Source organism: Sinomonas sp. R1AF57, from assembly GCF_002224485.1.
GTDB lineage: Bacteria > Actinomycetota > Actinomycetes > Actinomycetales > Micrococcaceae > Sinomonas > Sinomonas flava.
The window spans coordinates 3,366,538-3,387,843 of record NZ_CP022463.1; the positions used below are offsets into that span (position 1 = coordinate 3,366,538).

25 protein-coding genes are annotated in these 21,306 nt (G+C 71.1%); 14 read left to right on the plus strand and 11 right to left on the minus strand.

The window, feature by feature from the left end:
- Positions 1-95: 95 nt before the first annotated feature.
- The 6 genes from CGQ25_RS15505 (at position 96) to CGQ25_RS15530 (ending at position 5,172) form a co-directional block, all read left to right on the plus strand.
- Entirely contained in the window at positions 96-731 is a 636-nt protein-coding gene (locus CGQ25_RS15505; RefSeq protein ID WP_208710742.1) for a HutD family protein, read from the plus strand.
- 63 nt (positions 732-794) lie between these two features.
- A complete protein-coding gene (locus CGQ25_RS15510; RefSeq protein WP_208710743.1) occupies positions 795-1,505 on the plus strand; it encodes an HD domain-containing protein in 711 nt (236 codons plus the stop codon).
- Positions 1,506-1,576: 71 nt separating this feature from the next.
- Positions 1,577-2,368, plus strand: a complete 792-nt coding sequence (locus tag CGQ25_RS15515; protein ID WP_208710744.1) for an IclR family transcriptional regulator — start codon at positions 1,577-1,579, stop codon at positions 2,366-2,368.
- 6 nt (positions 2,369-2,374) lie between these two features.
- Positions 2,375-3,454, plus strand: a complete 1,080-nt coding sequence (locus CGQ25_RS15520) for a phosphotransferase (RefSeq protein WP_208710745.1) — start codon at positions 2,375-2,377, stop codon at positions 3,452-3,454.
- Between the two features lie 44 nt (positions 3,455-3,498).
- On the plus strand, positions 3,499-3,939 hold the full coding sequence (locus CGQ25_RS15525) for a VOC family protein (RefSeq protein WP_255405373.1): 441 nt from the start codon (positions 3,499-3,501) through the stop codon (positions 3,937-3,939).
- Positions 3,940-3,945: 6 nt separating this feature from the next.
- Positions 3,946-5,172 (plus strand): MFS transporter, encoded by a 1,227-nt coding sequence (locus CGQ25_RS15530; protein ID WP_208710746.1) that lies wholly within the window; start codon positions 3,946-3,948, stop codon positions 5,170-5,172.
- Between the two features lie 217 nt (positions 5,173-5,389).
- On the opposite strand, the gene CGQ25_RS15535 is transcribed toward CGQ25_RS15530, so the two are convergent.
- A complete protein-coding gene (locus CGQ25_RS15535; RefSeq protein WP_208710747.1) occupies positions 5,390-6,454 on the minus strand; it encodes a sodium:calcium antiporter in 1,065 nt (354 codons plus the stop codon).
- Between the two features lie 98 nt (positions 6,455-6,552).
- Between CGQ25_RS15535 and CGQ25_RS15540 the strand changes: the two genes are divergently transcribed.
- Positions 6,553-7,038 (plus strand): MarR family winged helix-turn-helix transcriptional regulator, encoded by a 486-nt coding sequence (locus tag CGQ25_RS15540; RefSeq protein WP_208710748.1) that lies wholly within the window; start codon positions 6,553-6,555, stop codon positions 7,036-7,038.
- A gap of 23 nt (positions 7,039-7,061) precedes the next feature.
- Here CGQ25_RS15540 and CGQ25_RS15545 read toward each other — a convergent pair whose 3' ends face one another.
- Complete coding sequence (locus tag CGQ25_RS15545) at positions 7,062-8,024, minus strand: aldose 1-epimerase family protein (protein ID WP_208710749.1); 963 nt, start codon at positions 8,022-8,024, stop codon at positions 7,062-7,064.
- Between the two features lie 105 nt (positions 8,025-8,129).
- Between CGQ25_RS15545 and CGQ25_RS15550 the strand changes: the two genes are divergently transcribed.
- The 3 genes from CGQ25_RS15550 (at position 8,130) to CGQ25_RS15560 (ending at position 10,285) form a co-directional block, all read left to right on the plus strand.
- Complete coding sequence (locus tag CGQ25_RS15550) at positions 8,130-9,236, plus strand: S1C family serine protease (RefSeq protein WP_208710750.1); 1,107 nt, start codon at positions 8,130-8,132, stop codon at positions 9,234-9,236.
- Between the two features lie 69 nt (positions 9,237-9,305).
- A complete protein-coding gene (locus CGQ25_RS15555) occupies positions 9,306-9,866 on the plus strand; it encodes a hypothetical protein (RefSeq protein WP_208710751.1) in 561 nt (186 codons plus the stop codon).
- A 32-nt stretch (positions 9,867-9,898) separates the two neighbouring features.
- Positions 9,899-10,285, plus strand: a complete 387-nt coding sequence (locus CGQ25_RS15560) for a low affinity iron permease family protein (RefSeq protein WP_208710752.1) — start codon at positions 9,899-9,901, stop codon at positions 10,283-10,285.
- A gap of 148 nt (positions 10,286-10,433) precedes the next feature.
- Here the strand turns inward: CGQ25_RS15560 and CGQ25_RS15565 are convergent, their stop codons facing one another.
- Positions 10,434-11,213 carry an IclR family transcriptional regulator gene (locus tag CGQ25_RS15565; protein WP_208710753.1) on the minus strand — a complete coding sequence of 260 codons (780 nt, stop codon included), beginning with the start codon at positions 11,211-11,213 and terminating at the stop codon, positions 10,434-10,436.
- 143 nt (positions 11,214-11,356) lie between these two features.
- On the opposite strand from CGQ25_RS15565, the gene CGQ25_RS15570 reads away from it, so the two are divergent.
- A complete protein-coding gene (locus CGQ25_RS15570; RefSeq protein WP_208710754.1) occupies positions 11,357-11,698 on the plus strand; it encodes a YciI family protein in 342 nt (113 codons plus the stop codon).
- A gap of 70 nt (positions 11,699-11,768) precedes the next feature.
- On the opposite strand, the gene CGQ25_RS15575 is transcribed toward CGQ25_RS15570, so the two are convergent.
- From CGQ25_RS15575 to CGQ25_RS15605, 7 genes are read right to left on the minus strand one after another with little or no spacing between them, the layout of a single operon-like run.
- Positions 11,769-12,473: a substrate-binding domain-containing protein gene (locus CGQ25_RS15575; RefSeq protein WP_208710755.1), complete on the minus strand. Its 705-nt coding sequence runs from the start codon at positions 12,471-12,473 to the stop codon at positions 11,769-11,771.
- Entirely contained in the window at positions 12,470-13,444 is a 975-nt protein-coding gene (locus CGQ25_RS15580) for an aldo/keto reductase (RefSeq protein WP_208710756.1), read from the minus strand. The genes CGQ25_RS15575 and CGQ25_RS15580 overlap by 4 nt, the downstream gene beginning before the upstream one ends.
- The gene (locus tag CGQ25_RS15585) at positions 13,441-14,403 is read right to left on the minus strand and encodes a Gfo/Idh/MocA family oxidoreductase (protein ID WP_208710757.1); all 963 of its coding nucleotides are present in this window, start codon (positions 14,401-14,403) and stop codon (positions 13,441-13,443) included. The genes CGQ25_RS15580 and CGQ25_RS15585 overlap by 4 nt, the downstream gene beginning before the upstream one ends.
- A 34-nt stretch (positions 14,404-14,437) precedes the next feature.
- Positions 14,438-15,835 (minus strand): protocatechuate 4,5-dioxygenase subunit alpha/beta, encoded by a 1,398-nt coding sequence (locus tag CGQ25_RS15590; RefSeq protein ID WP_255405374.1) that lies wholly within the window; start codon positions 15,833-15,835, stop codon positions 14,438-14,440.
- 1 nt (position 15,836) lies between these two features.
- Complete coding sequence (locus CGQ25_RS15595; RefSeq protein WP_208710758.1) at positions 15,837-16,772, minus strand: amidohydrolase family protein; 936 nt, start codon at positions 16,770-16,772, stop codon at positions 15,837-15,839.
- Between the two features lie 2 nt (positions 16,773-16,774).
- Positions 16,775-17,467 carry a 4-carboxy-4-hydroxy-2-oxoadipate aldolase/oxaloacetate decarboxylase gene (gene ligK, locus CGQ25_RS15600; protein WP_222703663.1) on the minus strand — a complete coding sequence of 231 codons (693 nt, stop codon included), beginning with the start codon at positions 17,465-17,467 and terminating at the stop codon, positions 16,775-16,777.
- A gap of 15 nt (positions 17,468-17,482) precedes the next feature.
- Entirely contained in the window at positions 17,483-18,511 is a 1,029-nt protein-coding gene (locus CGQ25_RS15605; RefSeq protein WP_208710759.1) for an amidohydrolase family protein, read from the minus strand.
- Positions 18,512-18,619: 108 nt separating this feature from the next.
- On the opposite strand from CGQ25_RS15605, the gene CGQ25_RS15610 reads away from it, so the two are divergent.
- A complete protein-coding gene (locus CGQ25_RS15610; RefSeq protein WP_208710760.1) occupies positions 18,620-19,510 on the plus strand; it encodes a LysR family transcriptional regulator in 891 nt (296 codons plus the stop codon).
- A gap of 15 nt (positions 19,511-19,525) precedes the next feature.
- On the opposite strand, the gene CGQ25_RS15615 is transcribed toward CGQ25_RS15610, so the two are convergent.
- A complete protein-coding gene (locus tag CGQ25_RS15615) occupies positions 19,526-20,179 on the minus strand; it encodes a hypothetical protein (RefSeq protein ID WP_208710761.1) in 654 nt (217 codons plus the stop codon).
- 85 nt (positions 20,180-20,264) lie between these two features.
- Between CGQ25_RS15615 and CGQ25_RS15620 the strand changes: the two genes are divergently transcribed.
- Positions 20,265-20,987 carry an alpha/beta hydrolase family protein gene (locus CGQ25_RS15620; protein WP_222703664.1) on the plus strand — a complete coding sequence of 241 codons (723 nt, stop codon included), beginning with the start codon at positions 20,265-20,267 and terminating at the stop codon, positions 20,985-20,987.
- A gap of 26 nt (positions 20,988-21,013) precedes the next feature.
- A complete protein-coding gene (locus CGQ25_RS15625) occupies positions 21,014-21,289 on the plus strand; it encodes a muconolactone Delta-isomerase (protein WP_255405375.1) in 276 nt (91 codons plus the stop codon).
- The last annotated feature ends 17 nt before the right edge of the window (positions 21,290-21,306 follow it).

Here is a 21,306-nt window from a genome sequence, read left to right on the forward strand (position 1 = left end):
TGGTCGCCGACGGGGCGATCATAGCCCCGCCCGGGAAACGGCCGGGGCGTCTTCCCTCGGCCCCGTAGCCTTGGAGCACCGACGGAAGGACGCCCATGCCCGCGCACATCATCCGCTTCGCCGACCTCCGCCCGGAGAAGTGGCGCAACGGCGGCGGAACCACGGTCGAGATCGCGAGCGGGCCCGAGCGTACCCCCGCCTCAGGGGAGGACTGGGGCTGGCGGCTGAGCATCGCGGACGTCGAGCGCGCCGGCGACTTCTCCGCCTTCGCCGGCATGGAGCGCGTGCTCACGGTGGTGGAGGGCGAGCTGCTGGTCCTGACCGTGGACGGCCGCGAGCACGGCCTCGAGCGCTTCCGCCCGTTCCGTTTCGACGGCGGTGCGCCCGCCAGCGCGATCCTGCCCACCGGCTCGATCCGCGACCTCAACCTCATCACCCGCCGCGGCGTGTTCACCGGCTACGTGACGATCCTCGAGCTCTCCAAGAAGCGCTCCCTGCCCCTCTCGGCCGGCCAGCTCGGCGTCCTCCTCCAAGGCGACGCCGTCGCCTCGGGCGCGGGTCCGGCGGACGACGGCGGCACTCGCCTCGGGCGGTACGACACCGTGGTCGCCGGTGCCGTCGAGGAGGGCGAACCGCCGGTCGAGGTGTCCGGCCGGGGCTTCTTCGCGGTGGTCTCCCTCGAAGCCGACTCGCCCGCGGCCGACACCCGCGGAGGAGGCGCGCATGCCTGACCGCTTCCGTCCAGTGGAAGCCGCGGGTGGCGGTGAGTACGCGCGGCGCGGTCCACTGGCACCATGGCACTGAAGCGCACGGCGGCCGTGAACCACGTCGGCCGGGAGGTCGCGTCGTCGATTCCCGCGGAAGCAGACGGGGTGTTCGGCCTCGCTGAGACCGGCGACCACGGACTCGACGGCGAGCTGTCGCGGATCTGGCCGCGCGCCGTCGTGCATCTGGGGGTGCGCAGCAACGACGCCCACACGCTGTACGCGGTGGCGATCGCGCGCTCGCTGCTGGCAGCACACCCGGGGGCGGAGGCCGGCGTCGTGCTTCCGGCGATCATGCTGCACGACATCGGCTGGTCGCGGGTGCCGGCCGCCGAGGTGCTCGAGGCGATCGCGCCCGGCGGCGGGCGGCCGGACCTCGTGCTGCTGCACGAGAAGGAGGGCGCCCGGCTCGCGGAGGGCATCCTCGCCGAGTCAGGCGTGCCCCCGGAGCGCGCGGCGCGGATCGTCGAGATCATCGACGGCCACGACTCGCGGCGCGAGGCGATCTCTGTCGAGGACGCCATCGTGAAGGACGCGGACAAGGTCTGGCGGCTGAGCCCGCACGGCATCGACACGGTCATGGACTGGTTCGGGCTGGACCGCGGGCAGGCGCTGCGACTGTGCAGCTCGCGCGTGCACGCGCACCTGTTCACGGACGCCGCGAAGGCGCTCGCGCGGGGCCTCGCGGCGATCGAGTCCGCGAACCTGTGGCCGGAGCGGGCGGCGCTAGAGTTGCCCTAGCCGCGGCGGGCGCGCCAGCGCCGGGCTCAGGACGCCGAGCGGCGGCACAGCGGCAGGGGCGAGGAGGCGTGATGGCGGGCGGCAGCAACGAGCCGGGCCGCACGGTCACGTCCAAGTCGCTGGCGATCCTGTTCGCGTTCGAATCCGGGCGCCGTTCCCTGAGCCTCTCGGAGCTCGCCGAGGCAGCCCACCTGCCGCTCAGCACCACCCACCGGCTGGTCGCGGAGCTGGTCGAGTGGGGTGCCCTGGCACGGGACCCGCAGGGCCGCATCCAGCTCGGGCTTCGGCTGTGGGAGCTGGGCCAGAACGCCGGGCGGGCGCTGCGCGACACGGCGCATCCGTTCATCCAGGACCTCTTCTCGCTCACCGGCGAGACGGCGCACCTCGCGATCCGGGAGGGCCACGAGGTCCTCTACATCGACCGCATCTACGGGACCAAGCGCGTGCCGCGCGCCTCTCGCGTGGGCGGCCGCCTGCCCATGCACGCGACCGCTGTCGGCAAGGTGATCCTCGCCTACGAGGAGGACTGGGTCCGCGACGCCTACTTCCACCGGCACCTCGAGCAGCCCACGGCGTACACGCACGTCAACCCGGCGCGCCTCGCCGAGGAGCTCGTCCAGATCCGCGAACAGGGCTACGCGACGACGGCCGAGGAGATGCGGCTCGGGTCCGCATCGATCGCCGTGCCCGTGTTCCACACGGGACGGATCGGGGCCGGGCTGGGGATCGTGGTGCTGTCCTCCCAGGCCGGCACGATGCTCCGGCACCTGCCCACCCTGCGCGGCATCTCGGCGCAGATCGAGCGGGCGACGGCGCACATCCCCCTGGAGACCCTCCGCGCGAGCGCGAAGATCGGCGGCTGAGGCGGCGTGCAGGGGAAACGGTCGGACCTACGGGCGGCCGTCGAGGCGGCCCTCGGGTGCGAGGCCGAGGGCCTGGAGGACGTGCGCTCCGAGGCGCTGGACTACGACGCGTTCCTCGCGCACCGGACGGTCCGCCGCATCCACGGGCGCGCCCGCGTTGATGGCGGGTGCCGCCCGTGGTCCCTGATCGAGAAGACCACCGAGGGGCCCGAGCTCGCCGAGCGGTACCTGCTGGACAACGGGGCGCGGGAGTTCGCCGCCTATTCGAGCGGCCTGCTGGATGGCCTCGCCCCGTCGGTCCGCGCGCCGCGCCTCTACGGCTCCCGCGCCGGCGACGGCGGGCGGCTGGTCCTCTGGCTGGAGGAGGTCGCGCACGACGGCGCGCGGCCGCTTGACGCCGTCTCCCTCCTGGCCGCCGCACGGGACCTCGGCGCCATGGCCGGCAGCTGGCACCGTCGCGTGCCCGCGGAGCGGTGGCTGTTCGGCGGCTGGATCGACCGCCACAGCCAGCCGGAAGCGGTCCCCGCCGGGCTCGCCGCGCTCAGCACGGTGAACCGAGAGGTCGTTGCCCTGCTCGGGACCCGCCTCGCGGCCGGGCGGGCCCTGGTCGCCGCGCAGCCGCGCGTGCGTGCCATCCTCGAGTCGCTGCCCCAGACGCTGTGCCACCATGACGCGGTCGGCGCCAACGTGTTCGTGTCCTCGGGGACCACGGTGCTCATCGACTGGGAATCGGTGGGACCTGGCGCTGTGGGCGCGGACCTGGCCTCGCTGCTGTTCTCATCGGTCCGCCGCGGCGACGCCATGGCCTCCGTGGTGGCCTCGGTCCTCGACAGCGCCGTCTCGGCGTACACGGAGAGCGTGCGCGAGCAGGACCCCTCGGTCTCCGCGAAGGACGTCCGGCGCGGGTTCGACGCCGCGGTCGCCCTGCGCTGGAAGCTCATCGCCGACCTTGCAGACGCGGCGGAGCGGCAGCGTCCGATCCGGCGCGGCAGCCGGCCGGACGAGCCGGCTCGGGAATCGCTCGGCGAACTCGTCGCCCTCGCCGATCTCCTGCTCGATGCCGCCCACCGTGCCCTCGATCACTGACAGACTGGGGGTGGTTCAACCAGCGAGCAGCGAGAGGTGATCCTGTGGCCCTTCAGCGGATGGACAATGTCGCCATCGTCGTCGACGACCTGGACGCGGCTGTCGCGTTCTTCACCGAGCTCGGGATGGAGGTGGACGGCCGGGCCTCGATCGAGGGGCTCTTCGCCGACCAGACCGTCGGGCTCGACGGCGTGCGCAGCGACATCGCCATGATGGCGGCCCCGGACGGCCACGGCAGGCTGGAGCTGACGAAGTACCACCACCCCGTCGCCGTGGCCGCGCAGCCTCCGGCCCCGCCGCCCAACACGCTGGGCCTCCACCGCGTGATGTTCGCCGTGGACGACATCGACGACACCCTCGCCCGCCTGCGCGCCCACGGCGCCGAACTCCTCGGGGAGGTGGCGGAGTACGAGGGCATCTACCGGCTCTGCTACCTTCGCGGGCCGGCAGGCATCATCGTCGCCCTGGCCGAGCAGATCGGCTGAGTCCGGGTGAGGCGACCCCGGACCGACGCGGCACGCCGCCCCCGGTGGCTCACGCGCAACGTCGCGACGCTCTCCGGAGTGAGCTTCCTCCAGGACGCCGCGAGCGAGCTCCTATACCCGATCCTGCCCATCTTCCTCACGACCGTCCTCGGCGCCCCCGCCGCGGTAGTCGGCGCCGTCGAGGGCGCCGCGGAGGGCGCCGCGTCCCTCACGAAGATCTGGGCCGGCCGGCTCGCGGACCGCTCCTCGAAGCGCCCCCTCATCGCCGCCGGCTACGGTCTCGCGGCAGTGGGGAAGCTCATGATCGCCCTCGCGACGACCTGGCCCCTGGTGCTCGCAGCTCGCTGCGTCGACCGGCTCGGCAAGGGCATCCGCGGCGCCCCCCGCGACGCGCTCCTCATGGACGGAGCCGATCCGGCGAACCGCGGCCGGATCTTCGGCTTCCACCGCACGGCAGACACGCTCGGCGCCGTCGTCGGACCGTCCCTGGGGCTGATCCTCTACGAGCTGTTCAACCGGCAGATCCCGCCCCTGCTGTGGATCGCTGTCGTCCCCGCGGTCCTCTCGGTGCTGCTCGTCGCCGCGGTGAGGGAGAAGCGGACGGCACCTGCCGACGTCGTGCGCGGGGCGGGTCAACGCACGACGGCGGCGCCGCGCCCGGGTGCCGCGGGCCGGCTGCCGGCGCGGCTGCGCCTGCTGATCGCCGGGCTGACGCTGTTCTCGCTCGTGAACTTCCCGGATGCGCTCCTGCTGCTGCGTGCGCACGACCTCGGGCTCTCCACCGAGGGAGTGATCGGGGCGTACATCCTGTACAACGTGGCGTACGCGGCGCTGTCCTACCCGGCCGGGGCGCTTTCCGACCGCGTCCCGCGGCACCTCGTGTTCGCGGCCGGGCTGGGGCTCTTCGCGGTCGGGTACCTCGGGCTCGGCCTCATCAACGACCCCGCGCTCGTGTTCCCGATCCTCATCGCCTACGGCGGGTTCACGGCGGCGACCGACGGCGTGGGGAAGGCGTGGGTCGCGAGCCTGGCCCCCGCAGAGCTGCAGGGCAGGGCGCAGGGCCTCTTCCAGGGGCTCACCGGCGGCGGCATCCTCATTGCGGGGATCTGGGCGGGGCTCGCGTGGGGCGACGCCGGGCGGGTGCCGCTGCTGGTGAGCGGCGCGGCGGGGCTGGTGCTCGCCGTCGTGCTCGTGGTGGCAGGGCGCCGGCTCTCCACGCGGCGCTTGCGGTGAGCTCCGACGTCTCACGGCTGTCCGGCGCCGGCCGCAGGTGTCTCGCCAGGCCACATCCGCGCGGAACTGCGGCAGTCTGGTAGGGGGCCGACAGGAGGAGGAATCGACATGATGCCGATCGTCTTGATTATCGACATCGAACGTCCGATCGAGGGCGGCTGGCGCTGTGGCGCGCCCACCCGGCGTCGTGCGCTCCTGCCCATTTCACCCGTGGCGGCTACCCAGAGGCGACGGCGAAAAGCCCCGCGACGCCGAGCAGGTAGAGGACCAGCACGATGAACGAGTCCGCGCCCATGCCGGCGACCCGCCGCTTGGGCCTGAAGATCAGGCTCATGACGTAGACGAGGGTCAGCAGGATCGCGAGCGCTGTCAGGTAGATGTCCGTGTTGTGCGCCTGCGGCAGGACCGGTGTGCCCGAGATGAGCACCGCAACCAGGAACAGCACGGGGAGGAAGGCATTGCCGCCGAAGATGTCGCTGACCGCCAGCTTGTAGTCGCCCTGCTTCACGGAGGCCAGGCCGGTCGAGATCTCGGGCAGGGACGTTGCCAGGGCAAGGATGGTCGCGCCGAAGAGGACCCCGGAGAGGCCGATGTGGCCGGCAATCTCGTCGCCGCTGCGCTCCAGAGCCACGCCTGCGACCAGGGTCGCCACGGCCGCTACCGAGAAGATGAGTATCGCCCGGCCCGTGCTGGTCTTCGTTCCCCGACTGCCGTCGGCGGGATCCTTGCTGTGCCCCCGCGGCTTGTCCTGCGCACCGGGGGCGTTGCCCTGCTCGTGCCACGGCAGGCCCTTCTGTGCCCGCCGCACGGCGAGGAGCCCCACGACCCATACCGCCGTGATCAGGACGGCCGCTGGCGTCAGGCGGAAGGCCACGAGGCCGGCGGGCATCTGGCTCCCGGCGATGACGACCCCGAGGACGCCCACCACGGTAACCGCCTCGATGACGAGGGTGAGGGAGGACGCTCGGTACATCAAGGGGTCGCCCCGTCTGGTCCCGAAGGCGTCAAGAGCCACGAGGACGACGGTCTGGATCGCGATGCCGCCGAGGATGTTGCCCACCGCGACCCCGACGTTGCCGGACACGGCCGCGCTGACGGTGATGGCGATCTCAGGGAGATTGGTTGCGACGGCCAGGAGGATCAAACCTCCGAGGGCGGATCCGAGGTGGAGCCTCACATCGAGGATGTCGGTCTGCTTGGAGAGCTGGATGCCTGCCAGCCAGATCACGGCGGCGGCAGCGACGAAGAGCAGCAGCAACGCCCAGAGGGGCCAGGACGACATGGGCGAATCTCCTTTCTTGAGAGGATGGGACGATCACACCGACCCAGAAGCTTCCGCAAACTTTGCGGAATCGCAACGGGTCAACGGATACTGGGAGCATGGACAAGACCGGGGGCGTGGGGAGAGCCGAGCAGGTGGACGCTGTCCTGCGCGCAGCGGATGTCCTGCTGAGGGTGGTTGCGGCATCCGTGGCTGAGGTCGAGGATGTGGTCACCACCCCGCAGCTGCGGGTCCTCGTGCTCCTCGCCCTCCATGGGCCCCAGAATCTGGGCGCGGTGGCCCGGGAACTCGGAGTGCATGCGTCCAACGCGACGCGCACCTGTGACCGACTCGTCGTCGCCGGCCTGGTGAGCCGGCGGGACGATCCCTCTGACAGGCGCTTCCTCCAGCTGGACCTCACCCCCGAGGGGAAGGAACTTGTCGAGACGGTGTTCGAGCACCGCCGCCAGGCCATCGCCGAGGTTATCGGGCGGATGCCCAAGGATTCGCGGAACGAGGTCGCGGCGGCGATGGCGTCGTTCGCCGACGCCGCAGGCGGGTCCGGCACCGAGGACGGACGCTTCACGCTCGGCCTCAGCGGCTGACCGGCCGCGCGGGGTGTCCGCGGTCATCGCCTCCCACCCGAGGGCCGCGGCTCGATGCCCCAGACGGCGGTGTGCGACTCCCCCGGCCCGAGCTCGATGAGGCCCTCGCCCGAATTGAAGGCGTCGGGCGCGCAGGTCATCGGCTCCACGCCGAGCCCTGTGCGCCTGCGGTCCTCCTGGGGCAGGGTGTCCCCGGTGAAGATCTCGAAGTAGGGGTAGGCCTCGTCGGCCCACAGCGCCGCGGCCCGGGTTCCGTCGCGGCCCTCGAGGTGGACCCGGGCGCGGCCGTCGTCGTCCCGGGCCAGCTCGGTGTAGGTGACGTCGATCCGGCGGTCGCCGAGCACCGTCATCTCGCGCAGGTCGTAGGCGGTGCCGTCCACGCGGCGTCGTCCGGTGGGGATCCCCTGGTCGTCGACGGGCAGGTAGACGCCGCCGGGGACCTGCACCCGCGCCGGGTCGATGGACGGCGTGCCCGCGGTAAGGTACGGATGCGCGCCGGTCCCGTACGGGCAGGGGTCCGCGCTCCGGTTCACCGCCGTGGTCCTCACCGAGAGGCCGGAATCATCGAGCTGGTACTCGATCCGGCACTCGAGCACCCACGGCCACCCCTGGCAGGCGTGCTGCGTGTGGACGAAGCTGGCAGCGCTCGCGCTGAGCTGCTCGAGCCGCCAGTTCGCCCAGCGGGTCAGGCCGTGGATCGCCCCGCCCTTCTCCGGCTCGGTCAGCGCGAGCTGCTCGGTGCGCCCGCCCCAGCTGTACCGCCCCTGACGGATGCGATTGGGCCAAGGGATGAGCGACTGGCCGCGGGCCCCGGTGCACACCTCATCCTCGGTGTAGCCGTCCAGGACGTCTCGGCCCTCGCACTCGAAGCGGCGGAGCGAGGCCCCCACTTCGGTGATGGCTGCAGAGCAGCCGGCGTGCGCAAGGGTGACCTGACGGCCCGACGGCAGGTGGCGCTCGTCAGCCCTTCCGGGAGTCAAATCCATCGCGTGTCCCTTTCCTCGCATGCATGCAAAAATCGCAATGGTTGCATACCCGCAAAAGACGTGGGAAAACAATCAGTGAGGGGCTGCCAGCGAAGGGAGAATCCGATGAGGACCACACGCGCACAGCGACTCTGGAGGGGCCTTCTGGTCGCCACGGCGTCCGCCGCGCTCGCTGCGTGCACGGCGTCGGGCGGCACGGCGCCGGGCGGCACGGCGGGGGCGAGCGGCGCTCCCGCGACCGGGCCGGCCGGGGCGCCGTCGTCGGCCGGGCCGTCCGGTGCCACCGGCGGCGGGGGCCTCGCCGCGGTGCCCGGCGTCGTGAAGGAGATCGAGCCCTCGGTGGTCACCGTGAAGACCCCGCTCGGGCTCGGCAGCGGCGTCGTCTACCACAGCGACGGCGCGCTCGTGACCGATGCACACGTGGTCGAAGACCAGCAGAAACGCCCCTACAAGACCGTGCAGGTCCAGTTCGCCGATGGGTCGCAGGCGCCTGCCGACGTGGCCGGCGTGGACGACGTCACCGACGTCGCCGTGCTCAAAGTCAGCCGCGATGGGCTCCCCGCTCCCAGGTACGCCACGGGGGCGCCGGACGTCGGCTCGCTCACCGTCGTGATCGGCAGTCCGCTCGGCCTCGACGAGACCGTCACCGCGGGCATCGTCTCGGCGCTCCACCGGAACATGCCGCCTTCCACGGAATCACCCCATGGGGCGATCGACCTCCTCCAGACCGACGCGCCCATCTCCCCCGGCAACTCGGGCGGCGCGGTCGCGGACGCGAACGGCCAGATCATCGGGCTCTCCGAGGCCTACCTGCCGCCGAGCTCGGGCGCGGTCGCCATCGGCTTCGTCACCCCTGCCAGCACCGTGACCTCCGTGGCCGACCAGCTGCTGGCCAACGGCACGGTCAAGCACGCGGCCCTCGGCATCGTTCCCGCCGACATCACCGCCCAGACCGCGCAGCGGTTCGGACTGGCCACCACCGAGGGCGCCCTCGTCATCGACGTGAACGCGCAGGGGCCGGCCGACAAGGCCGGGATGAAGCCGGGGGACATCATCACCGACTTCGCCGGCGCCAAGGTCAAGGACGTCACCGACCTCCTGGCAGCCCTGCGGAAGCAGGACCCCGGCCAGACCGTGACCGCCACCGTCCGGCGCGGCGACAGCACCCAAAACCTGAAGGTCACCCTTGGCGACCTCGGGCAGCAGAAGTGAGCGGAGCGGGTAGGCTCGCGTGCGACCAACGCATGCGCAGCGCGCATATCAGTGAGGGTGAGGAGTCCCGTGGACCTGCTGGCCGGACTGAGCCGCGACGATCTGCGCACCTGGTGTTGGCTCCTGCCCATCGCCTTCGCGCTGGCGGCAGGCTTCTGGCGCCCGCGCCGGTTCCATTGGACGGCACTGGGGGCCGTCCTGCTCTTCGCCGCCCTCAGCGCCGGCACCGGGGTCTACGTCCTGAACCACTTCAGCGACCCACGCTGGGCCACCGGGGGTGAGCAGCCGCTGACGGCGCCGTCGTTCTCCGGGACGCCCATCGCGGGGCAGTTCCTGGGCCCTCTGGACTCTGCGCTGAACGGCGTGGTCGGCGGCGTGAACGAGTTCCTGGCGCTCAGGCAGGCCCTTCCCGTGGCCATGGACTTCTTCACCGCGTCTGGCTGGGCCCTGCTGGCGTCGTTCCCGCTCGCGATTCTCGCCGCGAGCGTGACGTACGGTCAGGCGCGGCGCCGGAGGGCTGAGTTCGAGGAATACCGCGCGACGGTGGACCAGCTCAACGACGAGCTTGCGCAGGTCAAGCGGCAGCTTCCGCCAGCCGGGCCACCGCAGCCACACGACGCCTCATCGTGAGGCATCCGCCCTTGATCGGGCAGGATGTGGCCATGGACAGCGAGACGACACACCGCCAGGACTTCTTCACACGGTTCGCGACCCGGACCTCCAAGGTGCTCGGGCATCCCTGGGTCTTCTCGGCCGCGATCGCCATCCTCGTCCTCTGGGGCTTCTCGGGGCCGTTCCTCGGCTTCTCCGACACCTGGCAGCTGGTCATCAACACCGGCACGACGATCGTGACGTTCCTGATGGTGTTCATCATCCAGAACACCCAGAACCGGGATTCCGCGGCGCTGCACATCAAGCTCGATGCGGTGATGCGGGAACTGCAGATCACCAACTCGAGGCTCTACGAGGCCGAGGAGGAGGGCGAGAAGGAACTCGAGCGGGAGCGCCACCGCCTCGAGCACGAGGCCGGCGACACGGGCGGCTCGTAGCAGCCGCGCGGGGAAGCGGAGGATGTCGTGGACAAGGGCGTGCTCGTGGACCCGCAGGGGCTCGAGGCGACCGTCGCGGCGATCCGAACGGCACTCGGCGCAGAGTAGCAGGGCGGGCGGTACGGCCGGGCCGACAGGTACCGGGGCGTCAGCCCTGGAGGCCGACGGCGAGCCTCGCCTCGATCGCGGCGGCGGTGTCCCGCAGCGCGTTGACGATGTCCGGCATCGCCGGGCGCTTGAAGCGCGAGGCGGGGATCGCCGTCGTGATCGCCGCGACGGGCTCCCCGGCGGGGTCGTGGATGGCGACGCCGAGGCCGACCACCCCCGACTCGGTCTCCTCGAAGTTGGTGCCGAAGCCGGCCCGGCGCACGTCCGCCATGGACTTCTTGAGCCGACCGATGGTGGCGATGGGGCTCGTGGGCCAGGGCGGCAGGCCGTTGCGGTAGATCTCCTCGAGCTCCGGGTTGCTCAGCTCGGCGAGGATCGCCTTCCCTCCCGCGGAGGCGAAGGCCGGCATCTGGTCGCCCCGCCGGGCGGTGACGCGCAGGACGGCGTCGGCCTCCACGCCGTCGACGAACATGATGTTCCCGCCGCGGCGGACCATGAGCTGGACCGTCTCGCCCAGCCGTTCGGCGAGTTCGTTCAGCGGGCCCTCGGCGGCGCGGCGCAGCTGGGCCAGTGAGGCGCCGTGGGCCCGGTCGGGGACGAGCGCGGGGCCGACCCGGTAGCGGCGGTCGCCCGTGCGGGCGGCGAAGTTCCGCAGGACGAAGGTGGCGAGCATCCGGTGCGCCGTCGAGGGAGCGATCCCGAGCGCCTCCGAGGTCTCCTTGACCGACAGCGACCCGTGCTCGCGCAGCAGCTCCACCAGCCGGAGCGTGCGGTCCACGGATTCGATCGGGCTCGCTTCTCCCCCGCTGCCCTCAGCCATCCTCACCCCGTCCCGCGCCCGCACTGTGCGGCCGCTCCGGTCCATTCTCGCAAGGGTGTTGAGCCGGACGCCGCATCCGGGACACGATGGCCTCACGGGGGTGAGGACGAGCCTCCGTGCCGCGACGAAGGAGTGCGACACGAATGACGAAGTACCTGATCTCGTTTCCGAGCGCTGCCATGGTCGTTCCTGCCGGCGAGCTCGAGTCCGTGGCGGCGGCGGCCCACGCCGTGGTCCAGGAGGCGAAGGACGCCGGCGTCTGGGTGTTCGGCGGCGGCATCGACGAGAGCGTCCCGCCGGTCATGGTCGACGCCGACGGTGCTGTGCGCGAGGGCACCTACCCGCAGACGGCGCAGCTCGAGGGCGGCTACTCGGTGCTGGAGCTGCCCTCACACGATGCGGCCCGGGAGTGGGCCGCGAAGATTGCCGCCGCCTGCCGCTGCGCCCAGGAGGTGCGCGCCTTCCAGTACGACCCGGCCAGCTGACTCCGGACCCGCTGACGCCGCAGGCGAGCAGCAGCCCGACCGCAGTACGGGGGTGCTGCTCGCCTGAGCGCTAGAAGCCGGCAGGGGCGAAGCTGTGCTCCGCCACGATCGGTGCCGCTTCCTCCGAGGTGAAGAACCGAAGTACCTCGAGCGCTGCAGCGCGGTCGTCCGCCGCGGCCGCGACCGCTCCGGCGAAGACGGTGTCGATCGCGCAGTCCGGTGGCAGGACGCCGAGGATCCGGATGCCCGGCTGCCCCACGAGCTCGCTGAGCTGCTGGAAGCCCAGGTCGACCTCGCCCTCGGCGAGCGAGCGCGCCACCGGAATGCCCGGGCGCGCCTGGACCATCCGCTGGCCCAGCTCGTCGCCGAGCCCCCAGCCGTCGATCATCTTCACGAGCGCGACGCCGCTGGGCCCGGTCGAGTAGCCGATGCGGCCGGCCTCCTGCAGGGCGGCCCGGAGGCCCGCGGCGTCCGGGAACGCGTGGCCGCCGTCGTGGGCGGCAGGCTCCTCGGACTCGGAGGGAACGGCGACCGCGACCTGCGACAGCATGAGCGGCGTGACCGAATCCGCCACGACGTGGCCGTCGTCGGCGAGCCGGCGCAGCGCGCCCTCGGCGAGGAACACCAGGTCAAGCTTCTCGCCGTCTGCGACGCGCTTCGCCGCGTCGACGCCGCCGACCGACTCGAGCTCCACCTCGGGCAGGCCGGCCCTGACGGCGGCTGCCGCCAGGTCGGTGAGGACGTGGCGGGTCGCCATCGAGGAGATCCCCCTCATGCGGCGTCCTCGAAGGACTCGGCGTCGACCTCGCGCGACGCGGCGGGCGCATAGCGCGGGCCGGACACGGTGGAGGTTCCGATGAGCTCGCCCGCGCGGGCGAGCAGCCCGGCGTCGACCGTGAGGTCCACGGCCGCCTGGTTCTCGCGGAGGTGGTCCAGCCGGGTCGTCCCCGGGATCGGGACCACGTGGTCTCCGCGGGAGAGCACCCACGCGAGCGCGAGCTGGCCCGGGGTGCAGCCTGCCTCCTGCGCCAGCGCCCGCCACTGGGGCAGCAGCGACGCGTTGGCGGCCCAGTGCTCCGGCTGGAAGCGGGGCATGTTCCGGCGGATGTCCTTCGGCGCGAACTCCGCCGGGTCGTCGAAGCCGTCGCTGAGGAAGCCGCGCGCGAGCGGCGAGAAGGCCACGAGTGCGACCCCGCTCTCGCGGGTCGCCTCGAGCATGCCGAGCTCGGGGTTGCGGCTCCACAGCGAGTACTCGTTCTGCACCGCCGCGATCGGAGCGACGGCCTGCGCCTCGCGCAGGCGCGGCACCGACACCTCGGAGAGCCCGATGGCGCCGATCTTGCCGGCTGCCACCATCTCGGCCAGCGCACCGACGCTCTCGCCGATCGGCACCTGCTTGTCCCACCGGTGCAGGTAGTACAGGTCGATGTGCTCGACACCGAGGCGCCCGAGCGATGCGTCGACCTGCGCACGCAGCGTCTCGGGGCGCCCGTCGATGACCTTGACGCCGTCGACCATCGCCATGCCGCACTTGCTGGCCAGCACGACCTCGTCGCGGCGCCCGGCGATCGCCTGCCCGACCAGTTCCTCGTTGCGGCCGCCGCCATAGAGCGTGGCGGTGTCGAGCATCCGCACGCCCTCATCGAGCGCTGAGCGCAGGAACGCCAGACCGTCCTCGACCGACGGCGGAACCCCGTAGGCGTGGCTCAGCGACATGCAGCCGAGGCCGATCTTCGGCAGGATCACGCCAGCTGCTCCTCGAGCTGGCCGAGCACGCGGTAGCAGTCGATGACCTGGCGGATCGAGGAGTTCGGCTCGCGGCCCTCGCGGATCGCGCTGACGAACTCACGGTCCTGCAGCTCGATGCCGTTCATGCTGACGGCGACCTTGGACACGTCGATCTGCTCGTCCTTGCCGGTGTACAGGTCGTCGTAGCGCGCGATGTAGGTCGCGGTGTCGCCGATGTAGCGGAAGAACGTGCCGAACGGGCCGTCGTTGTTGAACGACAGGGACAGCGTGCAGATCGCCCCGGTCTCGCTCTTGAGCTGGATCGACATGTCCATCGCGATGCCGAGCTCGGGGTGGATCGGGCCCTGGATGGCGTTCGCCTGCACGATCTTGCCCGCCTGGTAGGCGAACAGGTCGACCGTGTGGGCGGCGTGGTGCCACAGCAGGTGGTCGGTCCAGGAGCGGGGCTCACCCTTGGCGTTCGTGTTGGTGCGGCGGAAGAAGTACGTCTGGACGTCCATCTGCTGCACGTTGAACTCGCCCGCAGCGATGCGGTTGTGCACGAGCTGGTGCGAGGGGTTGAAGCGGCGCGTGTGGCCGACCATCGCGACACGGCCGGACGCGTCTGCGGCCTCGGCGGCGGCGAGGGTCGCCTCGGCGTCGGCCAGAGAGTCCGCGAGCGGGATCTCGACCTGCACGTGCTTGCCCGCCTTGAGGACCTCCTGCGTCTGCGAGGCGTGCAGGCCCGTGGGGGTGGCGAGGATGACGGCGTCGACGTCGTCGCGCTCGAGCACGGCGTCGAGCCCGACGACGGCGTTGGCGATGCCGTACTTCCCGGCGACACCATCGGCCTTCTCCTGCGAGGTGGCGCTGACGACGGTGACCTCGGCGTCCTCGATGTTCTTCAGGCCGTCGAGGTGCTTCATGCCGAAGGCGCCGTTGGCGCCGACGACGGCGACGCGGATCTTGTCGGTCATTCGTTACTCCTTTTCGCGAATCCGGATGAGAGTGTCAGGCGTTCGGAACTGCCGCGGTCTCCGCGGGCTCGGGGGCCGGCACCTGATCCGCGGACTCGGCCGCGACCGCGTCGTCGGCGGAGCCGGTCGTCGGCGCCACCGGGTTCGAGATCACGAGGTGCCCGACCGCGGTGTTGGAGGCAGGCACGTGGTAGAACCGGTGGTCGACTCGGGGCGCCTCGCCGCCGAACTGGTCGTCCATCGCACCTCGGGCAATCAGCCAGTCGACGAGCTCGATGCCCTCGGAGCCAGCCTCGTCGACGTACTCCATGTGGTCCCACTCGGTGAGGCCCAGCGGGTCGGCGATCAGGTGGTCGAGGAACGCGTTGTCCCACTCCTCGTTGATGAGGCCGGCGCGGGGGCCCTGGAGCTGGTGGCTCATGCCGCCTGTGCCCCAGATCTGCACGTTGAGCTCGGGGCCGTCCCACTTGTCGAGGGCGCGGCGCAGGGCCTTGCCGAGCTCATAGCAGCGGCGGCCGGAAGGCACGGGGTACTGGACCACGTTGACGGCCAGCGGGATGACCTTGCACGGCCACTCCTTGACGTCGCCGAAGACGAGCGAGAGCGGCACGGTGAGGCCGTGGTCCACGACCATCTCGTTGACGAGGGTGAGGTCGAAGTCGTCCTGGATGACGGACTGCGCGATGTGCGCGGCGAACTCCGGGTAGCCCTTCACGTCCGGCACCGGGCGGGGGCCGTAGCCCTCGTCGGCGACGGGGTACTCGACGCCCGTGCCGAGCACGAAGGTCGGGATGATGGAGGAGTCGAACGCGGTGGCGTGGTCGTTGTAGACGAGGATGACGACGTCGGGCGTGTTCTCCTTGGCCCACTTGCGGGTCCACTCGTAGCCGTCGAAGACCTTCTTCCAGTACGGCTCCTCGGTCTTGCCGAGGTCCATCGCGGCACCGATCGCCGGCACGTGCGAGGTGAACAGCGCCGACGTGTACTTCGCCGGGGCGTTCTCGCGCATGGTCTCGGACTTCTCGTGCGGCGCGGGCGGGACCCAGCCGTCGAGGTCCTTGGCACGGTTGCCCTCGGGGCGCCGGCCGCCGCCGATCATCATGTCGCGGTAGGCGGCCTCGGACATGCCCGTCATGGAGCCGGCCATCTGCTGGAAGCTCAGGCCGTGGGTGGCGCCGATCTTGCTCAGGAAGTAGATGTTGCCGCCCTCGGCCATCATGGCGTTGAGGTCCATGTCGAGCACGGCCTGGCGCTGCTTCGGGGAGAGGGGCCACTCGTCGAGGTACGCCTCGCGGTCGGCCAGGTAGCGCTCCCGGTTCTCGGGCTTCATCAGGGACATCGAGAACTGGTTCAGGTGGTATCCCTTACGGGCCATCTCGGCGTCGAAGATGATCGTGCCGGGAACCTGCTTGTACGGCTTGTCGAGTGCCATGTCATGCTCCTTCGGGCCAGTAGAGGCGATGGGGGTTGTCCACGAGGAGGCGCTGCTGGAGCTCCGCCGTCGTCGCGATCTGGGGGATGTAGTCGACCAGGAGCCCGTCGTCGGGCATGTGGTCCTTGAGGTTGGGGTGGGGCCAGTCCGTACCCCACAGGACGCGGTCGGGGAACTCCTCGACCACGCGACGGGCGAACGGCACCACGTCGGTGTAGGCGTGCTGCTCGCCGTCCAGGGCGCGCGGCCCGGTGACGGAGAGGCGCTCCGGGCAGGAGACCTTGGTCCAGACGTTCGGGTTCTCGCGCATGAAGCGCAGGAACAGCTCGAACTCCGGGCCGTCCGGGTCCTTCGTCACGTCGGGTCGGCCCATGTGGTCCACCACGACGTCGGTCTTGATGCTGGAGAAGAAGTCGTAGAGGTCGGGCAGGTCCGCCGCCTCGAAGTAGATCACCACATGCCAGCCGAGCGGCGCGATCTTCTCGACGATCTCCTCGAGGGAATCGGTGGGGACCCGGTCGACGAGGCGCTTGACGAAGTTGAACCGCACGCCGCGGACACCCGCCTCGTGCAGCTCGGCGAGCTGCTCCTCGGTCACGTCCCGGCGGACGGTCGCGACACCGCGGGCCCGGCCCTCGCTGCGGCGCAGCGCGTCGACCAGTGCACGGTTGTCGGCGCCGTGGCAGGTCGCCTGGACGATCACGTTGCGGTCGAAGCCGAGGTGGTCGCGCAGGGCGAAGAGCTCCTCGGCGGAGGCGTCGCAGGGCGTGTACTTCCGCTCGGGGGCGTAGGGGAACTCGGCACCGGGGCCGAACACGTGGCAGTGGGCGTCGACCGCGCCGGCGGGCAGGCGGAAGGTGGGCTTGGAGGGGCCCTCGTACCAGTCGAGCCAGCCGGGGGTCTTCTCGAAGTCGCCCGTCGTCTTTCCGTGCGCCATGGTCAGTTCTCCACGTACTCGAGGCCGGCGGCGGCAAGCGGCTCGCGCATGCCGTAGAGGTCGAGGCCGAGGACGCCCTCGCGGAACTTCTGGCGCTTGCTCTCCTCGTTGTCCTCGCGCTTCTGGCTCGCCTCGGCGACGGCGCCGACGAGCTCGCGCGGCACGACGACGACGCCGTCGACGTCCGCGACGACCACATCGCCCGGGTTGACGAGCGCGTTGGCCACGACGACCGGGACGTTCACGGAGCCGAGCGTGGCCTTGACCGTGCCCTTGGCGTTGATGGCGCGGGAGAACACCGGGAAGTCCATCTTCTCGAGGTCGGCGACGTCGCGCACTCCGCCGTCGATGACCAGGCCCTTGCAGCCGCGCGCGCTCAGCGACGTGGCGAGCAGCTCGCCGAAGAAGCCGTCCTCGCTCTCGGTGGTGCAGCCGGCGACGATGACGTCGCCCTCCTGCACCTGCTCGGCGGCGGCGTGGAACATCCAGTTGTCGCCGGGCTGGAGCAGCACGGTGACGGCCGGGCCGCAGAGCTTGGCGCCGTTGTAGACGGGGCGGATGTAGGGGCGCAGGAGGCCCACACGGCCCATCGCCTCGTGGATCGTCGCGACGCCGAACTTCGAGAGGCGTGCCACGTCCTCGGGGTCGGGACGCTCGATGTTGGTGTGGATGAGTCCGAGGTTGTTCAGTCGCAAGGTGGTTCCTCCTCTTTAGAGCCCGCGGGCGGTCAGGGCGCGGTCAAGGCGCGGGTACACGCGGCGGGCGTTGGCTTCGAAGACCTGCGCGCGCTGCGCGTCGGTCAGGCTCTCGGTGGCGTCGACGTACCGCTTCGTGTCGTCGAAGTAGTGGCCGGTGCGCGGGTCGATGTCGCGGACGGCGCCGATCATCTCGCTGGCGAAGAGGATGTTGTCCGTCGGGATGACCTTCGTGAGCAGGTCGATGCCGGGCTGGTGGTAGACGCAGGTGTCGAAGAAGACGTTGTTGAGCAGGTGCTCCTCGAGCTCCGGCTTGCCCAGTGCCATGGCGAGGCCGCGGAACCGGCCCCAGTGGTACGGCACCGCGCCGCCGCCGTGCGGGATGACGAGCTTGAGTTCGGGGAAGTCCTTGAACAGGTCGCCCTTGAGCAGCTGCATGAAGGCGGTCGTGTCCGCGTTGAGGTAGTGATCGCCCGTGGTGTGGAAGACCGGCTTGCAGGAGGTGCTGACGTGCACCATTGCGGGGATCTCGTACTCGACGAGCTTCTCGTAGATCGGGTACCAGGACCGGTCGGTCAGCGCCGGGGCGGTCCACTTGCCGCCGGAGGGATCCGGGTTGAGGTTGACCGTGACGGCGCCGAGCTCCTCGACGGCCCGGGTCAGCTCGGCGACCGTGGTGGCCGGGTCCTCTCCGGGCGACTGCGGGAGCATGGCGCCCATGAGGAACCGGTCCGGGAAGAGCTCGCTGACCCGCGCGCAGAGGTCGTTGCAGATGCGGGCCCAGGTCTTGCTGACCTCGAGGTCGCCGATGTGGTGGGCCATGAACGAGGCGCGCGGGCTGAAGACCGTGATGTCGCTGCCGCGGTCGTTCATGAGCCGCAGCTGGTTCGCCTCGATGGTCTCGCGGATGTCATCGTCGGAGATCTTCAGCGTCGCCGGGTCCGGAGCCTCGCCCCGCCCTTCCGTGAAGGCGATCTGCTGGTCGCGCCAGGCGCCGAGCTGGGCCGGGGCCGTCGTGTAGTGGCCATGGATGTCGATGATCAACGAGTGTCGTCCTTGTCACTTGGAGGCTTGTCTCCAACCATGCTAGGCAGGGCGCTCGGATGCAGTCGAATAGATATTCATTGCCGCCTGCATAGATATCATCAATGGATGGCGCTGACCGACCTCAACCAGCTGCGCACGTTCGTGGTGCTCTACGAACTGCGCAGCGTCACCGCCGTCGCCGAGCGCCTGCACGTCACCCAGCCGACGGTCAGCTACACGCTCCGGCGGCTCCGGGCGCGGTTCGACGACGAGCTGTTCCGCCGCGAGGGGCATGACATGGTGCCGACCGCGAAGGCCACCCAGCTGTTCGGCCCGCTGCACGATGCGCTCGCGCAGATCGACGCGACCGTGAACGAGACGGAGGCCTTCGAGCCCGCCGGCTTCAACGGCCAGCTCACGCTCGGGCTCACCTCGATCGGCGAGCAGACGTTCCTCCCGCCGATCATGACGGCGCTGACGCGCGAGGCCTCCCGGCCGCACCTGCAGGTGGAGCGGCTGGACTCGGACCTGGTCGAGGACGGGCTCACCCGCGGAACGGTGGACCTGGCGATGACGGTGTCGATGATCGGCAGCCCGCGGCTGTGGCGCTCGCACGTGCGCGCCGTCGAGTACGTCGCGCTCGTCTCGGGCGAGCACCCGCTGCCGCCCACCGGGCCCGACATGTTCGCGGGCCGCCACTTCCTGCGCGTCTCGGCGCGCGGCGGCCACATCTTCCCGCTGCAGGCGCTCACCGAGCACGGGCTGATGCAGCAGATCGTCCTCACCGTGGAGGAGTACGCGACCGTCCCCGCGGTCCTGGAGGCCACCGACCTCGTCGTGCTGCTGCCGCGCCACGTCGCCGAGGTGTTCACCGGCTGGTTCCCGGGCCTGCTGATCGCGGACCTCCCGTGGCCGGGGCAGAGCACCCCGGTGTCGCTGTACACGCGGCGGGAGGCGAGCCTGACGCCGGCCCAGCGGTGGTTCCGCTCGCTGGTCCTGGCCGCGGTCCGCGAATAGGGCGGACGACGGCGGTCAGCTGCGCTTGCGGTTCCAGCTCGCCTTCGCCGGGGCAAAGGGGCTGCGCACGTGGATCGACCACGAGGAGTGCGGGTGGATCGAGAGGATGCACCGCTCGTACCAGGCGCGCGCCTCGTCCGAGAGCCTGGGCAGCACCGCGTCCTTGTCGACGTCGTCCTCCGGGCGCGGCCGCAGCGCCTTCCAGACCAGCTGCACCTCGGGCGCACCGGTGGGTATGCCGCCGACGTCGAGCACCGCGCGGTCCCACGGCAGCTGGAGCCGCGGGTCCCGCTTGTACACCCAGGCCCGCGGCGCGCCGTCTTCCAGGTTGACCTTCAGTACCCACGCGTCCTTCCCGACGTCGCGGATGAGCACGGGCTGCACCTCGTCGCCGGCCTGGACCTCCGCGAACGGCACGAGGTCGTCCTCATCGCGCACTGCCCACGCGTCGTAGCCGGCCGGAAGGCTCGCGACGAGCTGCGGAAGGTCGCCGAACACCACGCTCACGTCCGTGTTGGACCGCTTGCGGATGGGCTCGCCCAGCCAGCGGTCGAGGGCGACGCCGCCCGAGAGCCACCAGCGGACGGGCGACGACGCGAGCAGGTCTGCGGCGGCCTGCGCGCTGAGGGGCTCCCACCTCGAGTCGGGAGTGGGTGCGGAAGAGGCCATGGCTCAAGGTTACCCACGCGATGGCCGCCGAATACCCGCCCGTACACTGAGTCCGAGCGACGGCGACAGTGAGAAGGAGCGGCACTTGGATCAGGAGACGTATGTGCTCGTCCACGGGGCGTGGCACGGGGCGTGGTGCTGGAGACCCGTGGAGCGACTCCTCGAGGCCGCCGGTGCCCGGGTCTTCACGCCGACTCTGACGGGGTTGGGCGACCGAGCGCACCTGCTGACCCCCGACGTCGGCCTGGACACCCACATCGCCGACGTGCGGGCCGCGATCGAGACCGAGGAGCTGCGCGACGTCGTCCTGGTCGGCCACAGCTACGCGGGGATGGTCGTGACCGGGGTCGCGGCCGAGATCCCCGACCGGATCAAGCGCCTCGTCATCATCGACGGCTTCCTGCCCGAGGCCGGCGAAGCCGCCATCCGGCTCCTCCCCGAGCACGCGGCCGCCCACTACCTCGAATCAGCGGAGGCCAATGACGGGCTCGTGATCGACCCGCGGCCTGTTGCCAACCTCGGCGTCACGGACCAGCAGGTCATCGACGAGCTCACGCCGCGGCTCACGCCGCAGCCTGCCAAGACCTACATGGACTCGATCGGGCGCGGGCTCGGAGAGCTCCCGTTCACCGGCGACTACCTCCTGTGCTCCGGCTGGCGCACGCCGTTCGCCCGGTTCGCGGACCGGGCGGCCTCCGCCGGCTGGAACGTCACCGAGCTCGACGCCGACCACGAGGTCCTCGTGACCAACCCCGAGCTGCTCGCGCAGCACCTCCTCCAGTCCGGCGCCACGGCGTCGGCCGACTAGAGAGCGAGACGACCATGGAATTCCTGGTGAGGCAGGAGAACCGGATGCCGGTCATGCCGGCGGAGGAGGCTGCGCGGATCAAGGCCGCCGAACGGGAGTATGCCCAGCAGCTGCGGGACCGCGGGATCCTCCGGCGCCTCTGGCGCGTCCCGGGCACGCGCACGGCGATCGGCTGGTACGAGGCCGACGACGCGACAGAGCTCCACGACGTGCTGTCGGGGCTGCCGACGTTCCCGTGGCAGACGATCACCGTCGAGGCGCTGGCCACCCACCCGCAGGAGCAGCCGCTCCGGCGAGAGTGAGGCGGCGCCGTCGGGCA

Bases quoted from the DNA above. Each gene is read 5' to 3' on its own strand.
- CGQ25_RS15505 (WP_208710742.1), top strand. From the start codon at position 96: ATGCCCGCGCACATCATCCGCTTCGCCGACCTCCGCCCGGAGAAGTGG.
- CGQ25_RS15510 (WP_208710743.1), top strand. From the start codon at position 795: ATGGCACTGAAGCGCACGGCGGCCGTGAACCACGTCGGCCGGGAGGTC.
- CGQ25_RS15515 (WP_208710744.1), top strand. From the start codon at position 1,577: ATGGCGGGCGGCAGCAACGAGCCGGGCCGCACGGTCACGTCCAAGTCG.
- CGQ25_RS15535 (WP_208710747.1), bottom strand. From the start codon at position 6,454: ATGTCGTCCTGGCCCCTCTGGGCGTTGCTGCTGCTCTTCGTCGCTGCC.
- CGQ25_RS15540 (WP_208710748.1), top strand. From the start codon at position 6,553: ATGGACAAGACCGGGGGCGTGGGGAGAGCCGAGCAGGTGGACGCTGTC.
- CGQ25_RS15545 (WP_208710749.1), bottom strand. From the start codon at position 8,024: ATGGATTTGACTCCCGGAAGGGCTGACGAGCGCCACCTGCCGTCGGGC.
- CGQ25_RS15550 (WP_208710750.1), top strand. From the start codon at position 8,130: ATGAGGACCACACGCGCACAGCGACTCTGGAGGGGCCTTCTGGTCGCC.
- CGQ25_RS15560 (WP_208710752.1), top strand. From the start codon at position 9,899: ATGGACAGCGAGACGACACACCGCCAGGACTTCTTCACACGGTTCGCG.
- CGQ25_RS15565 (WP_208710753.1), bottom strand. From the start codon at position 11,213: ATGGCTGAGGGCAGCGGGGGAGAAGCGAGCCCGATCGAATCCGTGGAC.
- CGQ25_RS15570 (WP_208710754.1), top strand. From the start codon at position 11,357: ATGACGAAGTACCTGATCTCGTTTCCGAGCGCTGCCATGGTCGTTCCT.
- CGQ25_RS15575 (WP_208710755.1), bottom strand. From the start codon at position 12,473: ATGAGGGGGATCTCCTCGATGGCGACCCGCCACGTCCTCACCGACCTG.
- CGQ25_RS15585 (WP_208710757.1), bottom strand. From the start codon at position 14,403: ATGACCGACAAGATCCGCGTCGCCGTCGTCGGCGCCAACGGCGCCTTC.
- CGQ25_RS15590 (WP_255405374.1), bottom strand. From the start codon at position 15,835: ATGGCACTCGACAAGCCGTACAAGCAGGTTCCCGGCACGATCATCTTC.
- CGQ25_RS15595 (WP_208710758.1), bottom strand. From the start codon at position 16,772: ATGGCGCACGGAAAGACGACGGGCGACTTCGAGAAGACCCCCGGCTGG.
- CGQ25_RS15610 (WP_208710760.1), top strand. From the start codon at position 18,620: ATGGCGCTGACCGACCTCAACCAGCTGCGCACGTTCGTGGTGCTCTAC.
- CGQ25_RS15615 (WP_208710761.1), bottom strand. From the start codon at position 20,179: ATGGCCTCTTCCGCACCCACTCCCGACTCGAGGTGGGAGCCCCTCAGC.